This is a genomic window from Paractinoplanes globisporus DSM 43857 (assembly GCF_000379645.1).
Classification (GTDB): Bacteria; Actinomycetota; Actinomycetes; order Mycobacteriales; family Micromonosporaceae; genus Actinoplanes; species Actinoplanes globisporus.
Genome location: NZ_KB903295.1, coordinates 522,209 through 532,843, shown reverse-complemented (window position 1 = coordinate 532,843; position 10,635 = coordinate 522,209). Strand labels below are relative to the sequence as shown.

The window sequence follows — 10,635 nt, the reverse complement described above, 5'->3', positions numbered from 1 at the left end:
TCAGCGGAGGTGCAGTTCGGCCGGTTCCGGCGGGAGGTCGTCCACACCGGCCGCGACCGCCTCGTTGTGGCGTTTGCGGGCCGAGGGGAGGGCCAGGGAAGCGATGACGGCGATCACCGCCACCCCCGCGCAGGCCCAGAAGCCGGTCGTGAAGGCGTCGTCGGTGGGGATGCCCTGGGCGGTCGTGTCCGAGGCGACGATGGCGGCCACCACGGCGCTGCCCACGCTGCCGCCGATGGTCCGGACGATGGCGTTGACGCTGGTGGCCTCGCCGGTGTGGGTGGCGGGGACGGTTTCGATGATCGCGTTGGACATGGCCGCGAAGACCAGGCCGATGCCGGCGCCGGTGAGGAAGCCGGAGAGCAGGATCTGCCACAGACGGTCGTGGGCGATCGCGGGGATCGCAAAGGCGGCGACCACGGCCACCGCACCCAGGAAGAGGGGGAGCTTCGGGCCGTACCGTCGCTCAAGCAAGCCGGAAAGAGGACCGAAGACCAGCATCATCAACGTGGTCGGCAGGAGGAACAGGCCGGCCTCGGAGACGCTCTTGCCGAAGCCGTAACCGGTGACGGCGGGCAGTTCCAGGAGCGTCGGGATCAGCAGGAAGGTCCCGAACATCGCGAAGCCGAAGGTCAGGCCGACGACGTTGGTGGTCCAGACGCCGCGCAGGCCCATCAGCTGCATGTCGATGAGGGGCTCCCGGACGCGGAGCTCCACCAGGACGAAGACGACCAGGGCGACGGCGCCGACGATCAGGAGGGTGAGGGTCTTGGGGTCGGACCAGCCCCACTCGCGGCCCTTGCTGATCGCCAGCAGGAGGCCGACCAGGGAGACCGAGAGGATCGCGGCGCCCAGCACGTCGAGCCGGCCGGGCGTACGGATCGGGGACTCCGGAACGCCGACGAGGACGCCGACCAGGGCCACCGCGATGAGCACCAGCGGCAGCCAGAACAGCCAGTGCCAGGACAGGTGGTCGACGATCGGGCCGGCCGCGACGATGCCGAGGCCGGCGCCGATGCCGAAGATCGCGGAGAGCAGGCCGACCACGACGCCGACCCGCTCGCGAGGGAGCTCGTCGCGGACGATGCCGATCGAGAGCGGCAGGATCGCGCCGGCCGCGCCCTGAAGCGCGCGGGCCGCGATCAGGATCGGCAGGGTGGGCGCCAGCGCGGCCAGCAGGGTGCCGGCGGCGAGGATGACCAGGACGACGAGCATGACCCGTCGCTTGCCGACCATGTCGCCGAGGCGGCCGAGGATCGGGGTGAGTACCGAGGCGGCCAGCAGGTACGCGGTCAGTACCCAGCTGATGTCCTCGGTCGAGGCGCCCAGGTCGTGCCCGATCACGGGCAGCGCCGGGGCGACCAACGACTGGAGCACGGCGAAGGCCAGGCCGCCGAGCGAGAGGAAGAGCACGACGCGTCCGGTGCGCGCTTGTGCCATGAGCGTCCCCCATTAAGTAAACGTCCGCTGACTTGGCGACGGTAGTCGTCGATCTCCGATAAGTCAACGGTCGTTTACATGAGGTGGTGGGGTGGTTACCCTTCAGGGCGTGACTCCCGTGCCGCTACCCTTCGCCTCCTCGACCGGCTCGCCGGCGTCTCCCGCCTCGGGTCCGCGTCGCCGCGATGCCGCCAAGACCCGGCAGTTGTTGCTGGACGCGGCGCGGCGGCGGTTCGCCGAGGACGGGTACGCCGCCACGACCGTGCGGGACATCGCCGACGACGCCGGGGTCAACGTCGCGCTGATCAGCCGGTACTTCGCCTCCAAGGAGGGGCTGTTCGAGGCCTGCCTGAAGACGGCGGGGGAGGAACTGCGGCGCAGCACGGGCGAGGTCGGGCTCGACGGAATCCCGGAGGCCATCGCGCGGCACATCGCGGAGTCGTCGGCGGGAAGCGTGGCGGGGCAGTTGGCCCTGCTGCTGCGCTCATCCGGGGACGAGCGGGCCGATCAGATCAGGCTGGACATGTTGCGGTCGTCGGCCGGTCGGCTGGCGGCACTCGCCGGGGACGGGCCGGACCGGTTGTTGCGGGCCGAGGTGGTGCTGGCGGCGGCCATCGGGATCACCTTGCTGCGGACCTCGACCGGAATCGAGCCGTTGTCGTCGGCCGGGGTCGCGGAGCTGACCTCGCCGCTGCGGGACCTCGTCGGCGCGCTTCTGGGGGACGGGTCGTCAGGTGCGCAGGCCGGCGCGGGCGGCCATCATCCGGAGTAGGCCCCGAGTTCCGACCATCCGGCGAAGGTTGGCCGGGTTGAAGAAGTCGCCGACCGGAACCGTGCCGGCCAGAACACCCAGGAAGCGGCCGGTCTGGGCCGGGTCCTCGGCCACCGCCGGGAAGAGGATCTCTCCCGCCGGGTCGGGCCGGAACGAGGCGAACCTCGCGGTCATGTCATAGATCGGCCGGCGCGAGGCGTCCCGCCGGCGGTGATAGGCGCGGAACGCCTTGTCGGCGCCCTCGCGGCGGCCAGTGCCCTCGCGGCGGCCAGTGCCCTCGCGGCGGCCGGTGTCCTCGTGGCGGCCTCCGCCCTCGCGGCCGGCGGTGTCCTCGTGGCGGCCGGTGTCCTCGTGGCCGGCGGTGCTCTCGTGGCCGTCGGCATCGGAGCGGCTGACAGTGCCGGAGCGACGGTCGGAGCCGCCGCCGAGGGCGGTGATCGTCGCCGTGGACAGGGCGTCGGCGTCGCGCAGGGCGTTGCCGATGCCCTGGCCGGTGATCGGGTCCATGACCAGGCCCGCGTCGCCGGCCAGCGCCCAGCCGGGACCGTACGGATGACGGATCAGGCCGGGGACGTCGGTGGTGGCGCGCAGGTGTTCGGCCTGGGTGGCGGCGGCCAGCCGTTCCCCCAGGTCGCCGACCTCGGAGACGGTGCTCCGGAACCCGGCGTCGTGGCGTACGTCGGAAAATCGGGACGCGGGCACGCCCAAATAGACAATGGTCAGATTGTTGTCGGTCGGCCATAGTCCGACCATTCGGTCTGGGCGGACGTAGACCTCGCCGCCCTTCACGGGCAGATCGGCGAAGTAGGCGTAGCAGGCGGCCGAGGCCGGCGGCCGGGGCCGGTAGGTGCGCGCGTGCACGGCCCGGGCGACCGTGGAGTTCTTGCCGTCGGCGCCGATCACCAGGCTCGCCGTGATGGTGCGATCGGTCGTGCCGCCCTTGGCGCGACCGCGAATGCCGGTGATGCGATCGTCCCCGATCAGGTCGCTCACGATGAATCCCTCCTCGACGGTCGCGCCCGACGTGCGGGCCTCCTCGAGGAGCAGGGTGTCGAGCCGGGTGCGACGCGGGCTGTAGACGGCGTCGACTCCGTCGTGCGGGATGTAATCGCCGCGCAGGACGGCGGGGCCGGCGTCGAAGATGACGCTGCGGGCGGCCGGCGTACCGCTTTCGATCAGTTTGTCGAGGATGCCCCAGCGGCGCAGCAGGGCGCCGCCGGGGAGTTGCACCTGGTGGGTGGAGAGCGTGTCGCTGGGGAAACGCGCCCGGTCGACGACCAGCACGCGCAGTCCGGCCCGGGCCAGCAGCATCGCCGTGGCGGACCCGGCCACCCGGGCGCCGACCACGATGACATCGAATTCCATGGTGACCTCCCGTTTCGATACGGCGTAACGTAACAGTGTCCCGGTATTGTGGGGAACCGTGGGACGTCCGAAAGAGCACGGAGCGCAAACCCGGGCCGCTCTGCTCACCGCCGCGGCCGAGATCTTGCACGCCGAGGGAGCGCAGGCGGTGTCGGTGCGGCGGGTCGCCGCCGTCGTGGGCACGTCGACCCGCGCGGTGTACAGCCTCTTCGACGACAAGGAGGGCCTGCTGCGAGAGCTCTCGATGGACGTCGCCGAGACCATGCGGCGGCATCACGAGGCCGTGCCGTCCATGGACGACCCGATCGACGAGATTCTCGAGCTGGCGCTCGCCTATCGGGCCGCCGCCCGGGAGAAGCCGCAGTTATACGATCTGTTCTTTGCGATGGTCAGTCCTCGGGCCGACCGGGCGGACCCGTTGTTCGCCCTGGTGTACCGCAGTTTCGAGCGGGTGTTGACGGTGGTGCGGCGGGCCGTCGCGGCGGGGGTGTTTCCCGGGCGGGACGAGTTCAGCGTCGGCCGCCACCTGTTCGCGCTGGTCCACGGGCTGGCCTCGCTGGAGCTGCGCGGCGTGCTGGGCGATGCCCCGACGGCGGTCAACGTCTGGCGGCAGTCGGTCGGCGCCACGCTGGTGGGTCTCCAGCAACCGCCGGCCCCCGGCGGTCGTGCGGATGGTGCACCGGCGGCCACGTAGGGTGACCGGAACCCGACTCAGCACTGGTCCCGGGCGCGATGACGGCGCCGAATCGGGAGATGGACGAGAAGCAGTTCCGCCAGATGTTCGAGGACCGGGCGATCGTGGTCGCCGACGTGCCGGCCGGGACCGCCCGTGACCTGGCCGCGAAGGCCAATCGGCCCGCGGGCCTCGGCGACGCGACCCTCCGCACGCGCGCCGAGTTCGACGCGCTCTACGACGCGATTCAGGGCCCGGAGGCGGAACGGCTCGCCGAAGCGTACGAGAAAGCGTCTTTGGGGAAAGAGGACTTTTTCGCGAGGCGGATGTACCAGGTCGCGATCACCGACTGGCCGCCCGCGGAGATGAGGCCGGAGGAGCCGGTCGAGTCCTCGGGCGACGCGCGGGTCGGGCTGTGGCGCGCCGATCCGGGCGATCAGCGCGTGGTGCCGCCGCCCGACGAAGCCGGCCTGCTGTTCACCAGCTCGACCTTCTCGCTCGTGAACAGCGGAAACAAGACCAAGTTCGCGCCGAAACGGTCCTGGAAGGTCGACGTCGATCCGGGTGACGACGACGACCGGATCGTCGGGATGTCGCGGCTCAACCTCAAGTCGATGTACAACGACCCGTCGCAGATGCGCGAGGCGATCGCGTGGGCGCTGCTCCGCCGCATCGGCATCCCATCCGCGCGGCACACCTACGCCCGGGTCGCGATCAACGGCGGCTACCAGGGGCTCTACTCGCTTATCGAACAGGTCGACCGGAGCTTCCTTCGGGAGCGTTTCGGGGCGAACAACCGCGGCAACCTGTACAAGGCGTACTGCGGCGACGTGGGCTGCGCGACCCTCGAGCGCCGCGTCGGCCCGGACGGCGACGACAGCGGGCGGCAGTACTTCACCCGGCACGACAACCCGGACCTGACCTACCGGCTCAAGACCAACGAGGACGATCCCGCGCTCAACGGATACGACGACCTGGCCGATCTCGTCCGGGTGATCAATTCCGGATCGTACGGTTCCGATAATTTCCGGTCCTCGGTGGAAGACCTTTTCGACGTACGGGGGTTCTTGCGCTGGGCGGCGTTGAATGTGCTGCTGGGCAGCTGGGACAACTACTACGCGACCCCGGCCAACTACTACCTCTACAACGGCGGGAAAGTCGGAGCCCCAAAGGACTTCCTCGACAAGCCGTACTTCACGTTCATCCCGTGGGACTACGACAACTGTCTCGGCATCGACTACTTCGGCACGTCGTGGCAGTACACGGATCTGCTGGACTGGCCGGCCAGCACGATGGCGTACCACCAGGGCAAGGGCGAGTCTCGTATCCCGCTCGTACAAAATCTGCTCGCGAACCACGACTTCGCCCAGTACTACCTGGACCACGTCGAGCACCTGCTGGACACGGACTTCACGCCGGCCGCGCTCTCGGCACGGATGGCCGAGCTGTGGCAGCGGGTCATTCCGTCCGCGTACTTCGAGGCCGACTTCCCCAACTCGGCGCCGTTCACCGGCCGCCAGTTCACCAACGACGAGGTCTGGCGCGCCGGCCACGAGCAGCAGGAACTGCGCCACGCCAACGAGTTCGTGCTCGGCGTCTACCACTACGCCCGCATGCGTTGCGACCGAGCGCGGTCGCAGCTGGCCGCTCTCCGCGCCGAATATCCGGCCGGAGCCAGCGGCGCGCTGTTCCCGGGTGGCGGCGTTTCCCCAGGTGGGGCGCGTGGCGCGGTTTCCCCGGGTGCTGCCGGCTCCGCGGGCTCTGGCGGTGGCGCGGGCTCTGGTCGTGGCGCGTCCGCTGCTGGTGGCGCGTCCGCTGTGGGCGGCGCTGGTGCTGCCGGTGGTGCGTCCGCTGTGGGCGGCGCCGGTGCTGCCGGTGGCGCGACCGCTATGGGTGGCACCGGCGCCGCGGGCGCTGTGGGTGGGGCCGGTGGTGCTGCTTCGCCGGTTGGGCCGCGGGGGGACTGAGCGTTATGCGGCTGATTCGGGAGGCTCGGCTCCGCGATCTGTTGCCGGCCGGGTCGCCCGGGCGGCTCGAGGCCAGTGGCGTGATCGCCGTCGACGGGCGCTATCTGGTCATCTTCGACAACCTGCGGGCGGTTGCCCGGATCGACGCCGACCTTTCGCGGGTCGCCGCCAACGACCTGGTTCCTACGGTTTCCGGAAAGTCCGCTGGGTACGAGGACATCGCGCGCGACCCGATCACCGGACACCTCTTCCTGCTGGTGGAGTCCACCCCGCGCAACGGCGGCCACCAGGCGATGGTCGAAGAGTATGACCAACGGTTGCGACCGGTGACGAATGGTTGGATGGAATACCCGCTGTCGCGCCCGAACAAGGGGATGGAGGGTCTTGAGTTCGTGCGGCGGGACGAAGGCGTACGACTGCTTGGGTTGCATGAATCTGGTGGTCTTTTGGTCTTTGCCCCCGGAGCGCGGAACTGGAAGCACGTCGCGACGGTCGATCTCCCCGCGGATCTGGGACTGGCCGACTACAGCGGGATCTCGCTGTCCGGCAATCGGCTGGCGCTGATCTCACAGCAGTCACAGAAGTTGTGGGTGGGCGAGCTGGCGCCGGACAAGTGGGCCGCTACCGGGCCCGGCCATATCTTCTCGTTTCCGTATGGTTACTGCACCGTCGAGGGGGTGTGCTGGCTCGGGCCGGACCGGATCGTCGTGGTCTCCGACCGGAGCAAGCGCGGCTCCCAGCCCCGCCTCTGCCGGGACGAGGAGGAGTCTCTGCATCTCTTCGACATCGCGTCCGCGGACGGGGAAGATCGAGCTCATGAGCGACTGGAATGACCGGATCATCGCCGAGTTCCGCGGCAACCACGGCCGGGTGGGCGGTCACTTCGCGGGGCGGCCGATGCTCCTGCTGCACACCGTGGGCCGGCGCACCGGCCAGGCGCGGGTGAACCCCGTCGTCTACAAGCCGGTGGGAAACGCCTACGCAATCTTCGCCTCGAAGGGCGGCGCGCCGACCAACCCCGACTGGTATCACAATTTGCTGTCCCAGCCCCGGGTCCAGGCCGAGGTCGGCGATGAAACGATCGATCTGATCGCTCGTGTGGCGAACGAGGACGAACACGAACGGATCTGGTCGGAGCAGAAGGTCGAAAATCCGGGGTTCGCCGACTACGAGCGCAAGACCACCCGCCGGATCCCGGTCATCCTGCTCGAACCGGCCCCATGACCGAGCGCAGCCGCCGTCCAAGGGGACGACGGCTGCGCCGCATTGAGCGAATCAGACAAGGTCAGAGCGGGCCGGAGCGGGCCGGAGCGGGTCAGGCGGCCGTGCCGACCAGCTCGCGCTCCTCCTTCGCCGGCTCGGCGGCCAGCTGCTTGGTCAGTCCCTCGCCCTCGACGTCGACGTTGGGCAGGACCCGGTCCAGCCACTTCGGGAGCCACCAGGCGGCCTTGCCGAAGAGGGAAAGGACTGCCGGAACAATTGTCATACGGACCAGGAACGCGTCCACCGCCACACCGAACGCCAGCGCGAAGCCGAGCGTCTTGATGATGGTGTCGTCGGCCAGGATGAAGCCGGCGAAGACGCTCATCATGATGAGGGCGGCCGCCGTGACGACGCGGGCGCCGTGCCGCATGCCGGCGGTCACCGCGCCGTTCGGGGACGCGCCGTGCACGTACTCCTCGCGGGTGCGGGTCACCAGGAAGACCTCGTAGTCCATGGCCAGGCCGAACAGGATGCCGATCAGGAAGATCGGCATGAGGCTGATGATCGGGCCGGTGGAGTCGACGCCGATCAGACCGGCCAGGTGGCCCTGCTGGAAGACGAAGACGACCGAGCCGAACGTCGCCGCCACCGAGAGCAGGAAGCCGAGCGTGGCCTTGAGCGGCACCAGCACGCTGCGGAACACCAGCATGAGCAGGATGAACGCCAGGCCCACGACGATCGCCAGGTAGGGCACGAGCGCGTTGGTGATCTTGTCGGTGACGTCGATGTTGATCGCGGTGGTGCCGGTGACGGCCAGCGGCGCGCCGTCGATGTCGGGCAGGTCGCGGATGGCCGCGACCAGATCCTTGGTGGCCTCGTCGGTGGCGCCGCTGCCGGGGATGACGGTCAGCAGCGCGGTGTCGCCCGCCTTGTTCATCGTCGGCGGGGTGACCAGGACGACGTCCTTGAGGCCGGAGATGGTCTTCTGCGCGGACGCGGCGGTGGTCTTGCTCGCGTTCTCGACGACCACGATCAGTGGGCCGTTGAAGCCGGCGCCGAAGCCCTCGGCGAGCTGGTCGTAGGCCTTGCGCTGGGTCGAGTCGGGCGCCGCGGTGCTGTCGTCGGGCAGGGCCAGGTGCAGGTCGAGCGCCGGGAGCGAGACGGCGCCGATGACACCAAGAGCCAGGACAAGAGCAACAACCCGGTTCTTGAGTACGGCCCGAGCCCAGCGCTCGCCGAACGGGGTCTTGCCGGTGGAGGCGCGATGGCCGGAGCGGTCCTTCTTGGCGAGCACCTTGCGACCGGCGAACCCGAGGAGCGCGGGGGTCAGCGTAAGCGTGATGAGCACGGCCATCGCCACGGTGAACGCGGCGGCCAGGCCCATCGCGGACAGGAACGGGATGCCGGTGACGCTCAGCGCCGCGAGCGCGATGATCACCGTGAGGCCGGCGAAGACCACGGCCGAGCCGGCGGTGCCGGTGGCGCGGCCCGCGGCTTCCTCGCCCTCGCGGCCCTCGGCCAGCTCGTGCCGGAAACGGGAGACGATGAACAGCGCGTAGTCGATGCCGACGGCAAGGCCGAGCATGGTCGCCAGCGCCGAGGTCGACGACGACAGGTCGAAGAAGCCCGTGGCGATCTGGATGCCGGTCATGCCCAGGCCGACGCCGATGATCGCGGTGAGCAGCGGCAGACCGGCGGCGACCAGCGCACCGAACGTGATGACCAGGACGAACGCGGCGATGATGATGCCCAGCGCTTCGCTGGAGCCGCCGCCCCCGTTGGTGGCGGTCATCTCGCCCGAGTACTCGACGCCGAGGCCGGCCGACTTCGCGGAGTCGCCCGCGGCGAACAGGGCCGTGCGGGCCGCGTCGGTGACGTCGGGTGCGGCGACCGAGTACGAGACCGTCGCGTACGCCGTCTGAAGGTCTTGGGAAATGGTTTTGGCCTCGAACGGGTCGGCGACCGAGGTGACCTGCGGGGCCTTCTCGAGCTCGGCGATCGCCTTCTCGATGGCGGCCTTCTGCGCGGCGCCGGTGAGCTTGGCATCGCCGGTGACGGTGAAGACGACCTTGGCCGAGGCGCCGCCGCTGCCCGCGCCGAACTTCTCCTCGAGGATGTTCATTGCGCGCGAGGACTCGGTGCCCGGGATCGAGAACGCGTCGCTGGTGGGTCCCGACAGCGTGGCCGCGCCCACTCCGAACAGCGCGAGCACCAGCACCCACAGCAGGCCGACGAGTTTCCGCCGGCGGAACGAGAACCGGCCCAGCCGGTACAGCAGCGTTGCCACAAAGCCTCCCCTAGCGAGAAATTCGCCTTACGTTTCGGCATCGCCACCGTAGAGCTGAGACTTACCGATCGGCTAGAAATTAACTAGCCGAGCGGTAAGCGTCACACTTGCTGGTCGGCTAGTTTTTTCCGGCCTGTGTCGATACGATGACGAGCGTGACGCAGAGTGCCGGGGTGCGGCCGCGCGGCGCGGGCCGGGCGCAGCTGCACGAGACCGCGCTGCGGCTGTTCGCGCGCGACGGCGTCGAGGGCACGTCGCTGCAGGCGATCGCCGACGAGATGGGTGTCACCAAGGCCGCGGTGTACTACCACTACCGCAGCAAGGACGAGCTGGTGCTGGGCGTGCTGGCGCCGCTGTTCGCCGAGCTGGACGCGATCCTCGACCGGGCCGCCGCCCACCGGTCGCGGCCGGCGCGGCTCGACGAGTTCGTGGTCGGCATGGTTGGTCTGATCGTTGACAACCACGCGAGGTTTGCCGTTCTGGTGGGCGATCCATATGTCAGCCGGCTCATGGCGAGTCACCACGACCTGTCCGGCTGGTGGCTGCGCATCGTCGACGAGATCATCGGTCCGCAGCCGGATGCGATCACGCCAACCGCGCTGATCGTTTTTCTCACCGGGATGACGGCGCCGCTCACCAAGTCGCCGGTGGCAGGCCTCGACCCCGAGACGCAGCGGGCACAGCTGATCGAGTGCGGCCGCCGAATCCTGCAGATCCGCCGCCGGGGAACCTGACGCCGGACGGCGCGGGTTGAGGCGACCAGCGACGCGCGCACCGGCGGCCGGCGACGCGCGCACCTGGCGGCCGACGACCCGGGCGGCCTGCGACCCGCGCGATCGGCCGGCCTGCGACCCGTGCGACCGGGTGGCCTGCGACCTGGGTGGCCTGCGACCTGGGTGGCCTGCGACCCGGGCGGCCCGCGACCCGG

The 10,635-nt window shown here is 69.9% G+C and carries 9 protein-coding genes; 6 read left to right on the top strand and 3 right to left on the bottom strand.

Annotated elements, in window-relative coordinates:
• Positions 1 to 1,440, bottom strand: coding sequence for an MFS transporter (locus A3CQ_RS52100; RefSeq protein ID WP_040431893.1), 1,440 nt, complete (start codon positions 1,438 to 1,440; stop codon positions 1 to 3).
• 109 nt (positions 1,441 to 1,549) lie between these two features.
• Here A3CQ_RS52100 and A3CQ_RS0109230 point away from each other — a divergent pair, with 109 nt between their 5' ends.
• The gene (locus A3CQ_RS0109230; RefSeq protein WP_245577128.1) at positions 1,550 to 2,212 is read left to right on the top strand and encodes a TetR/AcrR family transcriptional regulator; all 663 of its coding nucleotides are present in this window, start codon (positions 1,550 to 1,552) and stop codon (positions 2,210 to 2,212) included.
• Here A3CQ_RS0109230 and A3CQ_RS52095 read toward each other — a convergent pair.
• A complete protein-coding gene (locus tag A3CQ_RS52095; protein WP_020510643.1) occupies positions 2,171 to 3,577 on the bottom strand; it encodes an NAD(P)/FAD-dependent oxidoreductase in 1,407 nt (468 codons plus the stop codon). The genes A3CQ_RS0109230 and A3CQ_RS52095 overlap by 42 nt on opposite strands.
• Positions 3,578 to 3,635: 58 nt before the next feature.
• On the opposite strand from A3CQ_RS52095, the gene A3CQ_RS57195 reads away from it, so the two are divergent.
• Genes A3CQ_RS57195 through A3CQ_RS0109205 form a run of 4 tightly spaced genes read left to right on the top strand, consistent with a single transcriptional unit; the run spans position 3,636 to position 7,441 of the window.
• Positions 3,636 to 4,271, top strand: coding sequence for a TetR/AcrR family transcriptional regulator (locus A3CQ_RS57195; protein ID WP_020510642.1), 636 nt, complete (start codon positions 3,636 to 3,638; stop codon positions 4,269 to 4,271).
• A gap of 59 nt (positions 4,272 to 4,330) precedes the next feature.
• Positions 4,331 to 6,217 carry a CotH kinase family protein gene (locus tag A3CQ_RS0109215; RefSeq protein WP_020510641.1) on the top strand — a complete coding sequence of 629 codons (1,887 nt, stop codon included), beginning with the start codon at positions 4,331 to 4,333 and terminating at the stop codon, positions 6,215 to 6,217.
• A gap of 5 nt (positions 6,218 to 6,222) precedes the next feature.
• Positions 6,223 to 7,050 carry a hypothetical protein gene (locus tag A3CQ_RS0109210; protein ID WP_020510640.1) on the top strand — a complete coding sequence of 276 codons (828 nt, stop codon included), beginning with the start codon at positions 6,223 to 6,225 and terminating at the stop codon, positions 7,048 to 7,050.
• Positions 7,034 to 7,441, top strand: coding sequence for a nitroreductase family deazaflavin-dependent oxidoreductase (locus A3CQ_RS0109205; protein ID WP_020510639.1), 408 nt, complete (start codon positions 7,034 to 7,036; stop codon positions 7,439 to 7,441). The genes A3CQ_RS0109210 and A3CQ_RS0109205 overlap by 17 nt, the downstream gene beginning before the upstream one ends.
• A gap of 91 nt (positions 7,442 to 7,532) precedes the next feature.
• On the opposite strand, the gene A3CQ_RS0109200 is transcribed toward A3CQ_RS0109205, so the two are convergent.
• Positions 7,533 to 9,707 (bottom strand): MMPL family transporter, encoded by a 2,175-nt coding sequence (locus tag A3CQ_RS0109200; protein ID WP_020510638.1) that lies wholly within the window; start codon positions 9,705 to 9,707, stop codon positions 7,533 to 7,535.
• 155 nt (positions 9,708 to 9,862) lie between these two features.
• On the opposite strand from A3CQ_RS0109200, the gene A3CQ_RS0109195 reads away from it, so the two are divergent.
• The gene (locus tag A3CQ_RS0109195) at positions 9,863 to 10,441 is read left to right on the top strand and encodes a TetR/AcrR family transcriptional regulator (protein ID WP_157295542.1); all 579 of its coding nucleotides are present in this window, start codon (positions 9,863 to 9,865) and stop codon (positions 10,439 to 10,441) included.
• The last annotated feature ends 194 nt before the right edge of the window (positions 10,442 to 10,635 follow it).

Bases quoted from the DNA above. Each gene is read 5' to 3' on its own strand.
- A3CQ_RS0109205 (WP_020510639.1), top strand. From the start codon at position 7,034: ATGAGCGACTGGAATGACCGGATCATCGCCGAGTTCCGCGGCAACCAC.
- A3CQ_RS0109215 (WP_020510641.1), top strand. From the start codon at position 4,331: ATGGACGAGAAGCAGTTCCGCCAGATGTTCGAGGACCGGGCGATCGTG.
- A3CQ_RS0109210 (WP_020510640.1), top strand. From the start codon at position 6,223: ATGCGGCTGATTCGGGAGGCTCGGCTCCGCGATCTGTTGCCGGCCGGG.
- A3CQ_RS52095 (WP_020510643.1), bottom strand. From the start codon at position 3,577: ATGGAATTCGATGTCATCGTGGTCGGCGCCCGGGTGGCCGGGTCCGCC.
- A3CQ_RS52100 (WP_040431893.1), bottom strand. From the start codon at position 1,440: ATGGCACAAGCGCGCACCGGACGCGTCGTGCTCTTCCTCTCGCTCGGC.